Annotated in this window: 18 protein-coding genes (1 of these 18 running past the window's edge); 2 read left to right on the forward strand and 16 right to left on the reverse strand. The window is 66.4% G+C overall.

Features of this window, described 5'->3' with window-relative positions; translation table 11 throughout:
* The 8 genes from K0H49_RS04985 to ppsA all read right to left on the reverse strand — a co-directional run.
* Positions 1-1477, reverse strand: partial view of a UvrD-helicase domain-containing protein gene (locus tag K0H49_RS04985; RefSeq protein WP_219210010.1) — the 5' portion only. The gene continues 506 nt to the left of window position 1, outside the view; 1477 of the gene's 1983 nt are visible here — the first part of the coding sequence; it begins with the start codon at positions 1475-1477; its stop codon lies off the left edge, out of view.
* Positions 1478-1479: 2 nt separating this feature from the next.
* Complete coding sequence (gene dnaB / locus K0H49_RS04990) at positions 1480-2889, reverse strand: replicative DNA helicase (RefSeq protein WP_183026192.1); 1410 nt, start codon at positions 2887-2889, stop codon at positions 1480-1482.
* A gap of 178 nt (positions 2890-3067) precedes the next feature.
* Positions 3068-3520, reverse strand: coding sequence for a 50S ribosomal protein L9 (rplI, locus tag K0H49_RS04995; protein ID WP_219210011.1), 453 nt, complete (start codon positions 3518-3520; stop codon positions 3068-3070).
* A gap of 11 nt (positions 3521-3531) precedes the next feature.
* The gene (gene rpsR, locus K0H49_RS05000; RefSeq protein WP_007830781.1) at positions 3532-3813 is read right to left on the reverse strand and encodes a 30S ribosomal protein S18; all 282 of its coding nucleotides are present in this window, start codon (positions 3811-3813) and stop codon (positions 3532-3534) included.
* A gap of 21 nt (positions 3814-3834) precedes the next feature.
* Positions 3835-4140 carry a primosomal replication protein N gene (gene priB / locus K0H49_RS05005; protein ID WP_374122307.1) on the reverse strand — a complete coding sequence of 102 codons (306 nt, stop codon included), beginning with the start codon at positions 4138-4140 and terminating at the stop codon, positions 3835-3837.
* Positions 4141-4144: 4 nt separating this feature from the next.
* Positions 4145-4519, reverse strand: coding sequence for a 30S ribosomal protein S6 (gene rpsF / locus K0H49_RS05010; protein WP_183026194.1), 375 nt, complete (start codon positions 4517-4519; stop codon positions 4145-4147).
* Positions 4520-4622: 103 nt separating this feature from the next.
* Positions 4623-5123, reverse strand: coding sequence for a hypothetical protein (locus K0H49_RS05015; RefSeq protein WP_219210012.1), 501 nt, complete (start codon positions 5121-5123; stop codon positions 4623-4625).
* A gap of 158 nt (positions 5124-5281) precedes the next feature.
* Complete coding sequence (gene ppsA / locus K0H49_RS05020; RefSeq protein ID WP_219210013.1) at positions 5282-7675, reverse strand: phosphoenolpyruvate synthase; 2394 nt, start codon at positions 7673-7675, stop codon at positions 5282-5284.
* Between the two features lie 200 nt (positions 7676-7875).
* Between ppsA and ppsR the strand changes: the two genes are divergently transcribed.
* Positions 7876-8697 carry a posphoenolpyruvate synthetase regulatory kinase/phosphorylase PpsR gene (gene ppsR / locus K0H49_RS05025; protein ID WP_219210014.1) on the forward strand — a complete coding sequence of 274 codons (822 nt, stop codon included), beginning with the start codon at positions 7876-7878 and terminating at the stop codon, positions 8695-8697.
* Positions 8698-8701: 4 nt separating this feature from the next.
* Here the strand turns inward: ppsR and K0H49_RS05030 are convergent, their stop codons facing one another.
* From K0H49_RS05030 to ahpC, 8 genes are all read right to left on the reverse strand, one after another.
* Positions 8702-9481, reverse strand: a complete 780-nt coding sequence (locus K0H49_RS05030; RefSeq protein ID WP_219210015.1) for a heme ABC transporter ATP-binding protein — start codon at positions 9479-9481, stop codon at positions 8702-8704.
* Positions 9478-10515, reverse strand: a complete 1038-nt coding sequence (locus K0H49_RS05035; RefSeq protein ID WP_219210016.1) for a FecCD family ABC transporter permease — start codon at positions 10513-10515, stop codon at positions 9478-9480. Before K0H49_RS05035 ends, K0H49_RS05030 begins: the two co-directional genes overlap by 4 nt.
* Positions 10512-11384 carry a heme/hemin ABC transporter substrate-binding protein gene (locus tag K0H49_RS05040; protein WP_219210017.1) on the reverse strand — a complete coding sequence of 291 codons (873 nt, stop codon included), beginning with the start codon at positions 11382-11384 and terminating at the stop codon, positions 10512-10514. Before K0H49_RS05040 ends, K0H49_RS05035 begins: the two co-directional genes overlap by 4 nt.
* 7 nt (positions 11385-11391) lie before the next feature.
* The gene (locus K0H49_RS05045; RefSeq protein WP_219210018.1) at positions 11392-11769 is read right to left on the reverse strand and encodes a VOC family protein; all 378 of its coding nucleotides are present in this window, start codon (positions 11767-11769) and stop codon (positions 11392-11394) included.
* Positions 11766-12836: a hemin-degrading factor gene (locus K0H49_RS05050; protein WP_219210019.1), complete on the reverse strand. Its 1071-nt coding sequence runs from the start codon at positions 12834-12836 to the stop codon at positions 11766-11768. The genes K0H49_RS05045 and K0H49_RS05050 overlap by 4 nt, the downstream gene beginning before the upstream one ends.
* Positions 12837-12862: 26 nt before the next feature.
* Positions 12863-15103, reverse strand: coding sequence for a TonB-dependent hemoglobin/transferrin/lactoferrin family receptor (locus K0H49_RS05055; RefSeq protein ID WP_219210020.1), 2241 nt, complete (start codon positions 15101-15103; stop codon positions 12863-12865).
* Between the two features lie 143 nt (positions 15104-15246).
* Positions 15247-16833 carry an alkyl hydroperoxide reductase subunit F gene (gene ahpF / locus K0H49_RS05060; RefSeq protein ID WP_219210021.1) on the reverse strand — a complete coding sequence of 529 codons (1587 nt, stop codon included), beginning with the start codon at positions 16831-16833 and terminating at the stop codon, positions 15247-15249.
* Positions 16834-16924: 91 nt separating this feature from the next.
* On the reverse strand, positions 16925-17488 hold the full coding sequence (ahpC, locus tag K0H49_RS05065) for an alkyl hydroperoxide reductase subunit C (RefSeq protein WP_056520682.1): 564 nt from the start codon (positions 17486-17488) through the stop codon (positions 16925-16927).
* A gap of 261 nt (positions 17489-17749) precedes the next feature.
* Between ahpC and bfr the strand changes: the two genes are divergently transcribed.
* Positions 17750-18226 carry a bacterioferritin gene (gene bfr / locus K0H49_RS05070; protein WP_183026204.1) on the forward strand — a complete coding sequence of 159 codons (477 nt, stop codon included), beginning with the start codon at positions 17750-17752 and terminating at the stop codon, positions 18224-18226.
* Positions 18227-18320: the final 94 nt, after the last annotated feature.

Below are 18320 nucleotides of genomic sequence, written 5' to 3' on the forward strand. Positions count from 1 at the left end.
AGAACAGCTTGAGGATCAGCGGGTTGTCCGTGACATAGCGGACCGCATCCTCGAGCAGCTCGCGCTGCGTGCGGTTCTCCTGCCCTGTCGAACTGATGCGCACGTCGCAGAAGAACACGAAGGCCTCGACCACGCGACGCCGCGTCTGCGGATCGTCGATGCTGGTGAAGCGGTCCGCCGCCACGGCCAGCAGGCCGCGCACCAGCAGGATCTCGGGGCGCATCAGGTAGCTGTCGAAGCCGCGCGTCGTGTAGGCGATGTCGGCAGCGAGCAAGGCGTTCTCCAGCTCGACCGACTGGTCCGGGTGCCGCAACAGCACCGCAAAGGCGGGTTGGCGCTTGCGTCCCAGCTTGGCTTGCCGGATCTCCTCGACCAGCAGGCTCTCGCAGCTCTGCGCGCCTTCGTCCTCGTAGACCTGGGTGCGCACGGCGGTGGCATGCGCACTGGCCGATGCGCACTTCTTCTGTTTGAAGCGCGACACCGCCCTGGCGAGCGAGGTGTCGTAGCGGAAGCTGGCCGTCAGCGCATAGCGCCGGATGCGGCGCGCATTCGTACGCTCGATCTCGTCGCCCAGAAAACGCGCATCCGCACCGGCCGCCGAATAGATGACCTGGTCGACGTCGCCCACGCCGCAGAAGAAGCGGTGCGTGCCCAACAGCTTCGACAGGATCATGTGCATCGCCTGGTTCATGTCGTGCATCTCGTCGACCATCACCATCTTCACGCGCTGCGGCCAGGCCGCCAGCGACTCGGGCAATTCGCCGTCGAGAATGACCTTGGCCAGATCGTAGGTCGCGTCAAAGGGGCCGCGGAACACCGGATGGTCCGGGTGACCGCCGCGCCGGATCCGCTCGTAGGCCTTGAAGATCTTGAGCAGCGTGTAGTCGCAACCCAGCGAGGCCGCGAAGCTCGGGTCTGTGGCGCCCTCGTGCTCGCCCAGGTCGAGCAGCATGCGCCCCTTGAGGTTCAGGTCGACCTGCAGGAAGGCTTCGACGGTGGCGTTGTCGCCCATCGACGGAATCACCAGCTCGCTGCGCCAGCGCTCCGACGCGTTGCCGGCCACCGCCTCTATGGCCTCCCACACCACGCCCTTGAGCGCCTCGGCATCGGGCTTGACCGGCACCACGGCGCCGTCGAGATCACGCAGCACCGAGCGCGAGAAGGATTCGAAGGTCTCGATGCCGAACTGACGCACCACGGCGGCCGGCACGCCGATGCGAGCCAGCGCCAGCGCGAGGGCCTCGCGCGCCTCGTCGGTGTAGGTCAGCGCCAGGCAATCCCGGGGCTGCACGCCACGCGTCCACGACTCGGCCATGCGCAGGGCCAGGGTGGTGGTCTTGGCCGCGCCGGCATTGGCCTCGATGATGATCGTGTTCTCGGGCGCGATCTGGATCGCCGCCTGCTCCGCGGTCGGCACGATGCCCCGGACCACGAACTGGGCCGGTTGCGGCAGACGGACCGCAGCCGTCGACGGCATGCTCAAAAGTCGCCGCCGCCGCCGCCCATGGCCAGGCTCTCGAACTTGGTGATCGATTTGAGGAAAGCCAGCTTGACCGTGCCCGTCGGGCCGTTCCGCTGCTTGCTGATGATCACCTCGGCGACGCCGGGCTCCTTGCTGTTCTTGTCGTAGTAGTCGTCGCGGTAGATGAACATGATCACGTCCGCGTCCTGCTCGATGGCGCCCGATTCACGCAGGTCGCTCATCATCGGGCGCTTGTCGGTGCGCGACTCCACGCCGCGGCTGAGCTGCGACAGCGCGATCACCGGGCACTTGAGTTCCTTGGCCAGCATCTTCAGGCCACGCGAGATTTCGCCCACGGCCGTGGCCCGGTTCTCGTCGTTCATGGACGTCGACACGCTCATGAGCTGCAGGTAGTCGACCACGATCAGGCCCAGCTGTCCGCAGGTGCGCGCGAGCCGACGCGAGTTCGCGCGCAGTTCGCTGGTCGTCAGGCCCGGCGTCTCGTCGATGTGCAGCGAGATGGTGCGCAGCTTCTCGATGGCTTCGGTCAGGCGCGGCCATTCCTCGTCGGTGAGCTTGCCGGTGCGCAGATGGGTCTGGTCGATGCGGCCGATCGAGCCGACGATCCGCACCGCGAGCTGCGAGGCGCCCATTTCCATCGAGAAGATGGCCACGGGCAGGCCTTCGTTGAGCGCCACGTTCTCGGCGATGTTGATCGCCAGCGCGGTCTTGCCCATCGAAGGGCGTGCGGCCAGCACGATCATGTCGCCGGCCTGGAAGCCCGAGGTCATGCGGTCGAGGTCGATGAAGCCGGTCGGCACACCCGTGATGTCGGCCGGGTTGTCGGCCATCTCGGTCACGCGGTCGAGCAGCTCGAGCACCAGGGTGTCCATGCCCTGGAAGCCCTGCTTCGAGCGCGAGCCCTCTTCGCCGATGTTGAAGATCTTCTGCTCAGCCTCGTCGAGCAGCTTGTCGACCGCCTTGCCCTGCGGGTTGAAGGCCTCGGTCGAGATCTCGTCGGCTGCCGTCACCAGCTTGCGCAGGATCGAGCGCTCGCGCACGATCTCGGCATAGCGGCGGATGTTGCTCGCGCTCGGCACGTACTGCGCGAGCGAGTTGAGGTACAGCAGCCCGCCCACTTCGCCGGCCTTGCCGAGGTTCTCCAGGTGCTCGAACACCGTGATCACGTCGGCCGGCTTGGAGCCGTTGATCAGCGTGCCGATGGCGCCGTAGATCAGCTTGTGTTCGTAGCGGTAGAAGTCGGCATCGACCAGCAGGTCGCCCATCCGGTCCCAGGCCCCGTTGTCGAGCAGGAGGCCGCCCAGCACGCTGGATTCGGCTTCGATGGAATGCGGGGGAATGCGTAACTTCGCGACTTCGCGATCGCCCGACGAATCATTGTCGGCATAGGAGAAAACGGCGGACATGGGCTTTCCTTGCAATCACCGATGCTACGGCGCGCGGCAGGGTGCGTCACGGGACAACACTGTGGATAAGGTGTGATCTTCCGGTGAAGCGATGAGGACAACCCGCAGCAGGGTCATCCGAAAAAACAAAAGCCGCCCGAAGGCGGCTTTTGCGACGCGCAGGGAGCGCGAGCGACGATCAGGCGGTTTCGCCGTAGACCGACACGGTGATGTCGACCACCACGTCGGTGTGCAGTGCGACGCTGACGGTGCTGTCGCCGACGACCTTGATCTGGCCATTGGGCATGCGCACTTGCGACTTCACGACCTTGTAGCCGAGCTTGTTCAGCTCTTCGGAGATGTCACCGTTGGTGACCGAACCGAACAGACGACCGTCGACGCCGGCCTTCTGCGTGATCTTGACCGCGGTACCGGCGAGCTTCTCGCCTTGGGCTTGCGAATCGGCCAGCTTGGCGGCCGCAGCCTTTTCGAGTTCGACGCGCTTGGCTTCGAATTCGGCCTTGTTGGCTTCCGTGGCGCGACGGGCGCGGCCCGACGGGATCAGGAAGTTGCGAGCGTAGCCGTCCTTGACCTTGACGATATCGCCCAGGGCACCGACGTTGACGACCTTGTCCAGAAGAATGATCTGCATGTGTATTCCCCTTAGACGCGGTGCTGGTCGCTGTACGGGACCATGGCCAGGAAGCGCGCGCGCTTGATGGCGGTGTTGAGCTGACGCTGGTAGATCGCGCGCGTGCCGGTCAGGCGTGCGGGGATGATCTTGCCGTTTTCGCTGATGAAGTCACGCAGCGTGTCGATGTCCTTGTAGTCGATCTCTTCGACGCCAGCGACCGTGAAGCGGCAGAAGCGCTTGCGCTTGAACAGCAGCGACTGGGTGTTGCGCTTGGGGCGCTTGTCTTTGTTGAATTTCTTGAACGTGGCCATTTCGGGACCTCTCTTCGAAAATTAATCTTGCTGAAAATCCTGGATGTGGAGCACCGGGTGCTTGGCCGTTCCGGGTGTCGCCAGAAAACCTCTGAATTGCCAGAGACTTCCCAGCGCCTGCGTCGCGAACCGTTCGGCCACTGCGCCGAAGGCGACGGCCTTGAGGACCGCCCTGACCTGCCGGGGCCTTCCGACCTCTTGGACCGTCGACTCGTGTTCGAGCTTCAGATCCAGGGCAGGCAGACCCGCGGGGGTGAACCGCAGAGCACCGAGTTCGACGACGCGGGCCGTCAGCAGAAGCTGATTGACCGCGGCAGCCGGAGACACATCATCAGTTGTTGTTGGCAGCGTATTCGGCCTGCTGAGCCTTGCGGGCTTCTTCGCGTTCGACCGTCTTCATCATCGACGAAGGACCGGTGTCGGCCTTCTTCTTCTGAACGGTCAGGTGACGCAGCACGGCGTCGTTGAACTTGAACGCGTGTTCCAGCTCGGCCATCACGGCCTGTTCAGCCTCGATGTTGACGCACAGGTAGTGCGCCTTGTTGAGCTTGTTGATTTGGTACGCCAGTTGGCGACGGCCCCAGTCTTCGACGCGGTGGATCTTGCCGCCGCCGGTCGTGATCAGGCCCTTGTAGCGTTCCAGCATGGCCGGAACTTGCTCGCTCTGATCCGGATGGATCAGCAAAATGATTTCGTAATGACGCATGGCACTCCTTGTGGATCTTCCGTAGAAGGGTTAAAGCCACCCGCAGCGTCGGCGCAGTGTGGCAAGGCAAAGCCGGCGATTATAGCAACAAGGCCGGGAAAGCCTAGGAATCCGCCCCGAGGCCCAGCGCACGGTCCAGCATATCGGCCTTGTCCTGGCCGACGGCGGCACGGATCTTCGGCGCCAGCGCCACCAGTTCCTCATAGGAACCCGTGCCTTCGACGGCCAGGTTGAGCCGGAAGCCGCGCAGGCCCAGCGCGCCGGTCAGCTGCGTCGCGACCGGGTACGCGTCCTGGTAGCGCTGCTGCGCCGACCGCTCGCCCGCCGGGGCCGACTCGGCCAACACCAGGCCGGCGGGATGGGGTATCGCCGCGGGCGCGGGCGCCGCCGTCGTTGTCGTCGTGGCGGCGTTGCGCGGACTCAGCACGCCCAGTTCGATCATCTGATCGATGTCCTCGCGCGCGATGCCCATGCCCGAGGCCAGCACCTCGTCGACCGAGCGCTGGCCGTCGCAAAGAATGAAGGCGGAACGCTGCCGCGGTGTCAGGCGGATCGAACGGTCCTTGAAGACGCGTTGGCCCGCTTCTGTCTTGAGAAGAATCATGGTGCCTTCCAAGCTGTGTCTCGAACAGCCAGTTTGACAGCAAAAAGACTTAATTGCTTCAAATTGCATCATGCGCAACAAAGTTACACCCTGTTCGCGCACAGGCCTGGAAGGACCTGGCGTGGCGCGGGAGCGGCCCGCGCCACGGTACAGCCGGCTCAGCGCTTGGCGAGCTGCTGCCAGGTGTCGATCACGCTGTCGGGGTTCAGCGAGATCGATTCGATGCCCTCATCGGCCAGCCACAGCGCGAAGTCCGGGTGGTCGCTGGGGCCCTGGCCGCAGATGCCGACGTACTTGCCCTGTGCCTTGCAGGCCTTGATGGCACGGCTCAGCATGGCCTTGACGGCCGGGTCGCGTTCGTCGAAGTCGGCGGCCAGCAGTTCCAGGCCCGAATCGCGGTCCAGGCCCAGCGTGAGCTGGGTCAGGTCGTTCGAGCCGATCGAGAAGCCGTCGAAGTACTGCAGGAACTCGTCGGCCAGGATGGCGTTGCTCGGCACCTCGCACATCATGATGATCTTGAGCTCGTTCTCGCCGCGCTTGAGGCCTTCGGCCGCCAGCAGGTCGGTCACGCGCTCGGCCTGCTTCAGGGTGCGCACGAAGGGCACCATGATCTGCACGTTGGTCAGGCCCATCTCGTTGCGCACGCGCTTGAGCGCCTCGCACTCCATCAGGAAGGCCTCGCGGAACTCGTCGCTGACGTAGCGCGCCGCGCCGCGGAAGCCCAGCATCGGGTTCTCTTCTTCCGGCTCGTAGCGGCTGCCGCCGATCAGCTTGCGGTACTCGTTGGACTTGAAGTCCGACAGGCGCACGATCACCGGCTTGGGCCAAAAGGCCGCGCCGATGGTGGCGATGCCTTCGGCCACCTTGTCGACGTAGAAGGCACGCGGCGAGGCGTGGCCGCGCGCCACCGATTCGACGGCCTTCTTCAGGTCGGTGTCGACGTTCGGGTAGTCGAGGATGGCCTTCGGGTGCACGCCGATGTTGTTGTTGATGATGAACTCGAGCCGGGCCAGGCCCACACCGTGGTTGGGCAGTTGGCAGAAGTCGAAGGCCAGCTGGGGGTTGCCCACGTTCATCATGATCTTCAGGTCGACCGGCGGCATCTCGCCGCGCTGGACCTCGGTCACCTCGGTCTCGAGCAGGCCGTCGTAGATGAAGCCGGTGTCGCCCTCGGCGCAGCTGACGGTGACCAGCGTGCCTTCCTTGAGCAGGTCGGTCGCGTCGCCGCAGCCCACCACGGCCGGAATGCCGAGTTCGCGCGCGATGATGGCTGCGTGGCAGGTGCGTCCGCCGCGGTTGGTCACGATGGCGGCGGCACGCTTCATCACCGGCTCCCAGTTGGGGTCGGTCATGTCGGTGACCAGCACGTCGCCGGCCTGGACCTTGTCCATCTCGCTGATGTTGTGCACCAGGCGCACGGGGCCGGTGCCGATCTTCTGGCCGATGGCACGGCCTTCGGCCAGCACGGCGCCGCGGCCCAGCAGCTTGTAGCGCTGCTCGGGCTTGCCCTGCTGCTGGCTCTTCACGGTCTCGGGACGCGCCTGCAGGATGTAGAGGTGGCCGTCGGTGCCGTCCTTGCCCCACTCGATGTCCATCGGGCGGCCGTAATGCTCTTCGATCACCAGCGCGTACTTGGCCAGCTGCTCGACGTCGGCGTCGCTCAGCGAATAGCGGTTGCGGTGTTCCGCCTTGACGTCGGTGGTCTTGACCAGCTTGCCGTCGGCCTTCTTCTCCTCGGGCGTGGCGAACTCCATCTGGATCAGCTTGGAACCCAGGTTGCGGCGGATCACGGCGCGCTTGCCGGCGCGCAGCGTCGGCTTGTGCACGTAGAACTCGTCGGGGTTCACGGCGCCCTGCACCACCGTCTCGCCCAGGCCGTAGCTCGAGGTGATGAACACCACGTCCTCGAAGCCCGACTCGGTGTCGATGGTGAACATCACGCCGGCCGCCCCGAGGTCGGAGCGCACCATGCGCTGCACGCCGGCCGACAGTGCGACCACGTCGTGCGCGAAGCCCTTGTGCACGCGATAGCTGATCGCACGGTCGTTGTAGAGGGAAGCGAACACTTCCTTCATCTTGTGCAGCACGTCGTCGATGCCGACCACGTTGAGAAAGGTCTCCTGCTGGCCCGCGAAGGAGGCGTCAGGGAGGTCTTCGGCGGTGGCCGAGGAACGCACGGCGAACGATGCCGCGGGGTTGCCCGCGCTCAGCGTGGCGAAGGCGTCGCCGATGGCTTTCTGCAGGTCGGCCGGGAAGGGCTGCGCCTCGACCATGGCGCGGATCTCGGCGCCGGCCACGGCCAGCGCGCGCACGTCCTCGGTGTCGAGCGCGGCCAGGCGCTTGCTGATCTTGTCGGCCAGGCCGTCGTGGGCCAGGAATTCACGGAACGCATGGGCCGTGGTCGCGAAGCCCGTGGGTACGCGCACGCCTTGCGGCAGCTGCGAAATCATCTCGCCGAGACTGGCGTTTTTACCGCCGACCGACTCGACGTCGGTCATTCTCAGGTTTTCAAACGGAACGACCAAGGCGGTCGCGTCGAAAAGTGCAGACATGGGAAAGCTCCAGAAGTTGAAACCGGTGCCGCATGCGGACGGCGCTGCACGATCGTTGTCGTTGCTTTGGGTGCGGGCGCGGTGGACATGGGATGAATTCGGGTGTCGAGAAAGTGCAGGCGGCTGGACGAAATCTCGATAATGGGCCGGATTGTAGGCGCGACCCTGCTGGTCGTGCCGAAGGACAAAACCGCCTCATCATGACCACACGCTCTGTTTTCTTCGTCTCCGACGGCACCGGCATCACCGCAGAAACCTTCGGCAACGCCGTGCTGGCGCAGTTCGAAATCAAGCCGAGGCACATCCGGCTGCCCTTCACCGACACGGTCGACAAGGCGCATCAGGCGGTGCGGCAGATCAACCACACGGCCGAAATCGAGGGCCAGCGCCCCATCGTCTTCACCACGCTGGCCAACATGGACGTGCTGGGCGTGATCGAGACCGGCTGCAAGGGCATGCTGCTCGACATGTTCGGCACCTTCGTGCGGCCGCTGGAAATCGAGCTGGCGATGAAGTCCAACCACCGGATCGGGCGCTTCAGCGACGTCAGCAAGAGCAAGGAGTACACCGCGCGCATCGCCGCCATCGACTTCAGCCTGGCGCACGACGACGGCCAGAGCAACCGCGACCTGCAGGGCGCCGACGTGATCCTGGTGGGCGTGAGCCGCAGCGGCAAGACGCCGACCTCGCTCTACCTGGCGATGCAGCACGGCCTCAAGGCCGCCAACTACCCGCTGATCCCCGAAGACTTCGATCGCCGCCAGCTGCCGCCCGCGCTGATGCCGCACCGCAAGAAGATCTTCGGCCTCACGATCCAGCCCGAGCGCCTGAGCGAGATCCGCAACGAACGGCGGCCGAACTCGCGCTACGCCAGTCTCGAGAACTGCCGCCACGAGGTCAGCGAAGCCGAGGCCATGATGCGGCGCGCGGGCATCCGCTGGCTCAGCACCACCACCAAGTCGATCGAGGAGATCGCCACGACGATCCTGCAGGAGCTGCAGCCGCAAAGGCTGACGTACTGAGCGTTCAGCCGAACAGGAACTGCGCGGTGCCGTCGGCGCTGGTGACCGGCTGGCAGGGCATGCGCCACACCCGTTCGATCAGCGCGGGTTGCAGCACCTCGGCCGCCGGCCCCTGGTGCATGCCGCCGGCGCCGTCCAGCACCAGCACGTCGTCGGCATAGCGGCGTGCCAGGTTCAGGTCGTGCAGCACGGCCACCACGCCGACGCCTTCGGCGGCTCGCGCGCGCAGCAGCTGCATGGCCGCGTGCTGATGCGCCAGGTCGAGCGCGGCCGTGGGTTCGTCGAGCAGCAGCCAGCGCACCGCGCCATCGGGCCGCGGCGACCACAGCTGGGCCAGCGCGCGCGCCAGGTGCACCCTCGCCTTCTCCCCGCCCGACAAGGTGTTGAGCACCCGCGGCGCCAGCGCCGTCACGTCGGTCAGGGCCATCGCCGCGGCCACGATCGCGTCCTCGTCCGCGCTCGGCGTGCGCCGGTGCGGATAGCGGCCCAGCGCCACGATGTCGCCCGCATTGAAATCGAAGGCCACCGCGCTCTCCTGCGGCATCACCGCGCGCCGCAGCGCCAGCGCGGCCGGGCCGTGCGCCGAGAGTGGGCGCTCATCCAGCAGCACCCGGCCCCGGGTGGGCGCGCGCTGGCCGCTCAGCAGCGACAGCAGCGTCGACTTGCCCGCGCCATTGGGTCCGAGGATCGCCGCCACGCGGCCGGGCAGGAAACGGGCGCTCGCCGGTGGCAGCAGCGTCTTGCCGCCGATGGCGACCGACACCTCGATGCAGGCCAGCGTCACAGCCGCCCCCGGAAATGCCGCAGCATCAGCAGGAACATCGGCACGCCGATCGCGGCCGTGAGCACGCCCAGCGGCAGCTCGGTGGGCGCCATGGCGGTGCGCGCCACCGTGTCGGCGGCCAGCACCAGCACCGCGCCCAGCAGGGCCGAGGCCGGCAGCACGATGCGGTGGTCGGGCCCCGCGATCAGCCGCACCCAGTGCGGCGCGATCAGGCCGACGAAGCCGATGATGCCGGTGGTCGCGGTCACGGCGCCGACCGCGAAGGCCGTGACCCAGATCGCGCGCCGCTTGATGCGCTCGACGTCGACGCCCAGCATCGCCGCCTGCGCCTCGCCCAGCGCGATGGCGTTAAGCGGCCGCGCCAGCGACATGCCCGCCGCCAGCGCGACCAGCACCACGCTGCCCACCAGCAGCACCGCGCCCCAGCGCGCGCCGCCCAGGCTGCCCAGCAGCCAGAACTGCAGGCTGCGCAGCTGCTCGTCGCTGGCCATCACACTCAGGAAGCCCAGGCCGGCGCCGGCCAGCGCGTTGATCGCGATGCCCGCGAGCAGCATCAGCGCCATGCGCGTGCCGCCCTCGCTCTGCGACAGGCTGTAGATCAGCAGCGTCACCGCGAAGCCGCCACCGAAGGCCGTGGCCACCAGCGTCCAGCTGCCCAGGCTGCGCGGCAGGTCCGGGAAAAATGACGCACCGAGCACGATGGTCACGCCCGCCGCCAGCGCGGCGCCGCTGCTGATGCCGATCAGGCCCGGGTCGGCCAGCGGATTGCGGAACAGCCCCTGCATCAGCGTGCCCGCCATGCCCAGGCCCGCACCGGCCACCAGGCCCAGGATCAGGCGCGGCAGCCGGATGTTGACGAAGACCAGGTGCTCGGGCGAGGGCTGCGACGTGCCCTGCCAGATGTCGCGCACCACCCCGATCAGCTGCGCGGCGCTGATCGCATAGGCGCCCGAGGACGCGGCCACGGCGAGCACCAGCGCGAGCAGCGCCGCGCCGGTGCCCAGCACCGTGCGCGCGGACCAGCGCGTGGTCATGCTTTGAGCAATTGCGTGTGCAACTCGCCGATGGCCCCCGGCAGCCGCGGCCCGAAGCCCAGCAACAGCACCGCGTCGTGCGCGATCAGCGCACGCTTCCTGAAGGCCGGCGTCAGCGCCAGCTCGGGCCGTTGCCAGAACTTGTCGATGCCGCCGTGCGCCTCGAGACTCTGGGTGGTGGTCAGGATCACGTCGGGCGCGGCGCTGGCCATGGCTTCGGCGGTCATCGGGCGGTAGCCCTGGAAGCCGCTGAGGCAGTTCACGCCGCCCGCAAAGCCGATCACCGCATGCGCAGCGGTCTTCTCGCCCGAGACCTGCGGCGTGGCGCTGTGCGACAGCACGAAGAGCACGCGCGGCTTGCGTCCCGAGGCCGCGGCCACGCGCTGCTGCACCTGGGCCCACTCGGCGTCGAGCCTGGCCTGCAGTTCGCGGGCCTGCGCCTCGCGCGCGGCGGCACGACCCACGGCCTGCACCTTGCGCTGCACCTCGGCCCAGCTGTGGTCGGCCTCGATCAGCTCCAGCTTCACACCGGCGCTGCGCAACTGGTCGAGCACCACGGTCGGGCCGGACTCGGTGGTGGCGATCACCGCATCGGGCTTGAGCGACAACAGGCCTTCGGCCGAGAGCTGGCGCATGTAGCCGACCTTGGGCGTCTTCAGTGCGGCGGCCGGGTAGATGCTGGTGGTGTCGGTGCCCACCAGCTGGGCTTCGGCGCCCAGCACATAGACCACCTCGGTGATCGCACCGCTGATGGTGACAAGGCGCGGCGCCCTGGCCTGGGCAAGCGCGGGCAGCGCCAGCGCGCCGGCGGATGCAAAGGCGAGGCGCAAGGCATCGCGCCGGGCGTCGGAGAAGGACGAAGTGTTCATGCAGTGCTCAGGCCTTGCGCGGAATGTTCTGCGCGATGCGCCAGCACACGCCAGCGGGGTCGGTCAGCGTGAAATCGATCATGGCCCAGGGCTGCTCGACCGGTGGCGTGATCCGCAGGTCGTAGCGCTCGACCACGCCGCTGGCCTGCACTTGCGCCCACCAGGCGTGCACGTCTTCCACCAGCAGGTGCATCGAGAGGTTCTCGGCCAGCGCCTGCACATAGAAATCGCACAGCAGGAAGCTCACGGAACCGTGGTGGAAGTACGAGACGCCGCCGCCGTCCGACGCCATCGTGAAGCCGAGGTCCCGGTAGAAGGCCTGCGACAGCGCATAGTCCTTCGCGGGCACGAAGGCCTTGATCTCGACCGTCTTGAGATTGCTCATGCCACCGCCTCCGCGCGCTCCAGCTTGCGCACCACCGCGCGCCAGTCCTCGCGCTCGGCGGCGCCAGGTTTGCGCGCGCCGAAGAACATGGCCATCAGGTGGCCGTCGCGATCGAAGGCCTCGACCGAGGTCACGATGCCGTCGCTGGTCGGCTTCTCGACGATCCACACGGCCTCGATCAGGTCCTCGCGCAGGTGCAGGTTGAAGCCCGGGTCGAGCACGTTGAGCCACTGCATGCCACGCATCTCCATCGGCTCGATGCGTACCACCGGGCCGGTGTGGATCTGGATGCAGCCGGCGTTCGATACGAACACCATGATCGGCACGCCCTCGAAGGCCGCCTCGTGCAGCAGCGCGCGGATCGCCGAGGTGGCGGCGCGCTGGCTGAAGCGCCCCTGCGTGAGCCGGAAGCTCTGCTGGCGCTCGACCTCGAAGGTGTTGAGCAGGCCGAAGAACTGGTGCGTGTCCTGCATCGCGGCCCAGGCCGTGCGCAGGCCGTCGGCATCGATCTGCGCGTCGGGCCGCGGCGGCGCCTTGGGCGTGGGCGGCGTGAACGCCGGCGCCAACGACCGGTCGGTGTGCGCATCGATCACCGACTGCAGCGCTGCGCGATCGGTCGCGTCGCGCGCGAAGATCTTGTGCACCGCCAGGCCGTGCGGATCGTAGAACTGCAGGCTCAGCGACGGCGGCTGGTCGGCGTTGGCCGCGGCCTCGCTGACCGCGAAGCCCGCGTGCCACTGGCCCAAGAACAGGCGCAGGTCGATGTCCTCGCCCAACGCCAGCGCGACATGGCCGGAGCCCGAGAGCTTCTGGTAGATGCCGGTCTTCTCGTGCACCGTCGACGGGTTGCGCGTCAGCGCCAGCACCGGGCCGCAGCGCTCCAGCGATTGCAGCAGCGCGAGCCAGGGTCCGCGCAGGGGCGTGGCGCGCAGCGCCTGCGCATGTTCGCCCGCGTGCGCGGCGATGGCCTCGCCTTCGCTGATCGACAGCGCCTCGGCCGCGTCCTTGTGGCGCCGGCCCTGCGCACGCAAGGCGGCGAACTGCGCGCGGATCTCATGAACGTTCATCGTGTTTGTCCTTCTTCAGGCGTGGATCAGAAATCGGCCACCAGCGACACATTGAAGCTGCGGCCGGGCTGGGTGTAGGCATCGCGGATGTTCGAGTTCGACGCCACGCCGCGCACGTCGCTCCACATCCAGTACTTCTTGTCCGTCAGGTTGACCACCGACGCGTTCAAGCGCAAGTCCTTGCGGATGCGCCATTGCGCGCTCAGGTCCAGCGTGGTGGCCGAGGGCGTGACGAACTGCGTGGCGGCCGGGTTGCGCGTGGCCGCGACGATCTCGCTGTGGTCGACGTCGGCGCTCTTCTTGGCCGAATGATGGACCGCATCGAGGCGCACGCTCCACACCGGCGCCTGGTACTTGAGGCCGACGTAGAGCTTCTGCGGATCGACCGAGTTGAGCGGCGTGTTGGTGGTGCGGTCGCGCCCGCGCGTCTGGCCGTAGGCGAAGGGCAGCGAGAAGCCGTTGCCGGAAGCGGTCCAGTCCACCTCGCCCTTGATCTCGAAGCCGCTGATGCGCGCGCGCCCGATGTTCACCGACTGGTAGATCAGCGGATCGATGCGCGGAATGCCGCGGCCGCCGACCAGCCGGTCGTTCTCGATCAGGTCCCGGTAGTTGCCGGTGAAGGCCGCCACGTCGAAGTTCACGATGCCGGTGCGGCCACGCAGGCCCAGCTCGAAGTTCTGGCTCTTCTCGGGCTTGAGGTTCGGGTTCGGGATGGTCTTGTAGCCCGAGGTGATGTTCTCGAAGAAGTTGTTGATCTGGAAGGCGTTGGGTGCCTTGAAGCCCGCGGCGTAGTTGCCGTAGACGCTCCATTGCGGCGCGGCGCGAAACAACACGCCCAGCTTGGGCGACACGGCCGAATCCGACAGCGAGACCGCGGTGGCGTTGAAGCCGGCCTGGTCGGCATCGATGGAGAAATGGTCGACGCGCACGCCCGGCGTGATGCTCCAGCGGTCGTGGATGAACTCGTCCTGCACGTAGAAGGCGCTGGTGCGTTCCTTGGTGTCGGGGAAGCGCTTGAGCGGATAGCTCTCGCCGGCCGGCGGCACTAGGCCGGTCTGCAGGTTCTCGATCTTCGCCAGCGTGTAGTCGAAGCCGTAGGTGATGCGCTGCGCCCAGTCGCTGCCCATGCGGATCGTCTTGTCGGCCTGCAGGCCCAGCTGCAGCGTGTTCTCGTCGTAGGTCACGTCGCGGGTGCGGTCGGGCGAGCTGAAGCGGTCTTCGAAGATGAACTCCCGCGAGTTGGCCTTTTGGTAGCTCACCACGGCCTGCAGGTTGTCGGCCAGCGCCGAGTTCACGCGCAGGCGGCCGTCGTAGCTCAGGCGGTTGCGCTCCTGGTCGGTCTTGGCGTTCAGGCCGATGACCGAGGCCGCAGCATAGGGCGGCTTGGCGATGCCTGAGAGCAGGTCGTAGCGCGAGGTCTTCTCGACGTGCTCGAAAGTGAAGCTGTGGCGCTGGTCGGCGTTGGGCGTGAGGATCACCTTGCCCAGCAGCGAATTGCCGCGGCTGCGTTCGGGGTTGGGCGTGGTGCGGTCGATGTTGGCCGCATCGTTGTCGCCCATGTTCTCCAATGCATGCGCGCGGTTGAGGTTCGCCGACAGCAGCCACTGCACGGTCTCGCTGGGCTTGCCGGCCAGCGTGACGCCGGTGTGCCAGCCCTTGTCGTCGCCGCTGTAGCCCACGCTCGCGCTGCCGCCGAAGGTCTTGCCCTCCTGCAGGAAGGAAGCGGGTTCACGCGTGATGAAGTTGACCAGGCCCGCGAGGCCGTCGGAGCCGTAGAGCGCCGACGCCGGGCCCTTGATGATCTCGATGCGCTCGACCAGGCCGATGTCGAAGTAGTCGCGGCCGAAGGCGTTGGCGCTGAAGACGTAGCTGCGCGGCGAGCGGATGCCGTCGGTCAGCAGCAGCACGCGGTTGCCGTCGAGACCGCGGATGTTGAAGCCCGCATTGCCGTCGCGGCCGGTGTTGCCCGAGGCCAGGCCGAAGCGCGCCGGTGCGCGTTTGACCGACACGTTGGGCAGTTCGCGCACCGCATCGCGGATGTCGTGGATCTGCTGCGCCTCGATGGCCTCGCGGTCGATCACCTCGACGCTGGCCGCCAGGTCGTCCTTCTTCTGCTCGGTGCGCGAGCCGCTCACCACGACCTCGCCCAGCGCCGCGGTGCGAAGATCGGGCACCTGCTGCGCCAGGGCGGGCGATGCCGTGCCGAAGCCGATGGCGATCAGCGCGCAGAGGGTGGAAAGACGATGAGGGGAAGGATGAGAGGCCAAAACAAAGGTCCAGGGAACAGTGGTTGAAACTGCTCGCTGGACCTGTGCGCGCACATCGTGCGGCCCGTCTGGCTGGCGGTGGCCGGGCACGATGCCCGGGCCGCCAAATTATATGAGAACAATTCTCATCTGAAGCAAAGACCTCAGGCGACGGCCAGGGCTTCCTCGACCTTTTCAGCCGGTGCCGGCGTGCGGATCAGGTGGTCGAAAGCGCTGAGTGCCGCCTTCGCGCCGTCACCGGCCGCGATGATGATCTGCTTGAACGGCACGGTCGTCGCGTCGCCCGCGGCGAACACGCCCGGCACCGAGGTCTGGCCCCTTGCATCGACCACGATCTCGCCGTGCTTCGACAGCTCGACCGTGCCCTTGAGCCAGTCGGTGTTGGGCACCAGGCCGATCTGGATGAACACGCCTTCGAGCGCCACGGTGTGCAGTTCGCCGCTCGCACGGTCCTTGTAGACCAGGCCGTTGACCGTCTGGTCGCCGGTGATCTCGGTGGTCTGCGCGTTGGTGAACACATCGACGTTCTTCAGGCTGCGCAGCTTGCGTTGCAGCACTTCGTCGGCGCGCAGTTGCTTGTCGAACTCGATCAGCGTGACGTGGCCCACGATGCCGGCCAGGTCGATCGCGGCCTCGACACCCGAGTTGCCGCCGCCCACCACCGCGACCCGCTTGCCCTTGAACAGCGGACCGTCGCAATGCGGGCAGTAGGCCACGCCCTTGTTCTTGAACTCGTGCTCGCCGGGCACGTTGATGTTGCGCCAGCGCGCGCCGGTCGACAGGATCACGGTGCGGCTCCTGAGCGAGGCGCCGCTCTCGAGCTTGATCTCGACATAGTCCTCACCCGGCACCAGGGCCGCGGCGCGTTGCAGGTTCATGATGTCGACGTCGTAGGCACGCACATGCTCCTCGAGCGCCACCGCGAACTTCGGACCGACCGTTTCCTTGACCGAGATGAAGTTCTCGATGCCCATGGTGTCGAGCACCTGCCCGCCGAAGCGCTCCGACGCCACGCCGGTGCGGATGCCCTTGCGTGCGGCGTACACGGCCGCTGCGGCACCGGCCGGGCCGCCACCGACGATCAGCACGTCGAACGGGGCCTTGGCATCGATCTTCTTGGCTTCGCGCTCGACGCCGCTGGTGTCGATCTTGGCGAGGATTTCCTCGAGGCTCATGCGGCCCTGGCCGAACTCGGTGCCGTTCAAGAACACGGTGGGCACGGCCATGATCTGGCGTTCCGCGACTTCGTCGGGGAAGGTGCCGCCTTCGATCATCGTGGTGCGGATGCGCGGGTTTTGCACCGCCATCAGGTTCAGGGCCTGGACCACGTCGGGGCAGTTGTGGCAGGTCAGCGAGACGTAGATCTCGAATTCGAAATCGCCGTCGAGCGCCTTGATCTGGTCAAGCACTTCCTGCTCGACCTTCGGGGGATAGCCGCCGATCTGGAGCAATGCCAGGATCAGCGAGGTGAATTCATGGCCCATCGGCAGGCCGGCGAAGCGCGGGCCGTGGTTCTCGCTCGGGCGGTTGACCGAGAACGAGGGCTTGCGATGGTTGTCGTCGCGGCTTTCGCTGAGCTTGACCAGCGGCGACGATTCGGCGACGTCCTTCAGCAGCGACAGCAACTCGCCCGAGGCCTTGCTGTCGTCGAGCGAGGCGACGATCTCGATCGGCTGGGTGGCGCGTTCGAGGTAACTCTTCAATTGGGCTTTGGTGCTTGCGTCGAGCATGACGGACTCACTTTCGATATCTTAAAACTATCAACTAGGGCCAAAAAGGCCCGGGGCCTCGTGAGCGCCCGGGCTTTTCTGCGCGGGGCGCTTAGATCTTGCCGACGAGGTCGAAGGACGGCGCGATGGTCTTGTCGCCGTCATTCCACTTGGCCGGGCAGACTTCGTTGGGGTGCGCAGCGGTGTACACGGCGGCCTTGAGCTTGCGCAGCGTTTCCTTCACGTCGCGGGCGATTTCGTTCGAGTGCACTTCGGCGGTCTTGATGATGCCGTCGGGGTTGATCACGAAGGTGCCGCGCAGTGCCAGGCCTTCTTCGGGGATGTGCACGCCGAAGGCGTTGGTCAGCGTGTGGGTCGGGTCGCCCACCAGCGGGAACTTGGCCTTGCCGACGGCCGGCGAGGTGTCGTGCCAGACCTTGTGCGAGAAGTGCGTGTCGGTGGTCACGATGTAGACCTCGGCACCCAGCTTCTGGAATTCGGGGTAGTTGTCGGCTGCGTCTTCGACTTCGGTCGGGCAGTTGAAGGTGAAGGCCGCCGGCATGAAGATCAGGACCGACCATTTGCCCTTGAGCGTCTCGTCGGACACGTCGATGAACTTGCCGTTGAGGTAGGCCTGGGTCTTGAAGGGTTGGACTTGGGTATTGATCAGGGACATGGTGATTCCTTGGATGCTGCGGGTGGACAAAATTGGGTGCGAGCCATGAGTATAGCTACCAAATAAGACAGATTCATAGCATTGAACTATCGACAGCATCGCCGGCCCCTATGAAAAACAAAGGCCTGCCTCGCCCCTCGGCAGACCGAATACGAACGCCTATCACCCTCGTACGCATGCAGACCGGCCGCGCATGGGATTGCTTGCGTGCGCCCTGCGAGGACCCGGACAATCCCCTCTTTCAGAACAAGGAAAACGATCATGAAGGGCGACCCACAAGTCATCGAACATCTGCAGGCGCAGCTCAAGAACGAGCTGACTGCGATCAACCAGTACTTCCTGCACTACCGGATGCTCAAGCACTGGGGCCTGGACAAGCTGGCCAAGAAGGAATACGAAGAGTCGATCGGCGAGATGAAGCACGCCGACTGGCTCATGGACCGCATCTTCATGCTCGACGGCCTGCCCAACCTGCAGGACCTGGCCAAGCTGAACGTCGGTGAGGACGTGCCCGAACTGCTGGCCTGCGACCTCAAGGCCGAATACGGCGCCCAGGCCACCATCAAGGCGGGCATCGCCCACTGCGAAACGGTGCGTGACTACGTCTCGCGCGACCTGCTGCAGAAGATCCTCGACGACACCGAAGAGCACATCGACTTCCTGGAGACCCAGATCGACCTGGTCGACCGCGTCGGCCTGCAGAACTACCTGCAGTCGCAGATGGGCGAGATCCAGTAAGCGGCCGCACGCGCTTCGCTTTGCACAACGGGACTTCGGTCCCGTTTTTTCATGGGCGCTCCGGCCCTTTACGCAACTTCACACGCTATGGAAT

The organism is Variovorax boronicumulans (assembly GCF_019352895.1).
In the GTDB taxonomy this organism is placed as follows: domain Bacteria; phylum Pseudomonadota; class Gammaproteobacteria; order Burkholderiales; family Burkholderiaceae_C; genus Variovorax; species Variovorax boronicumulans_A.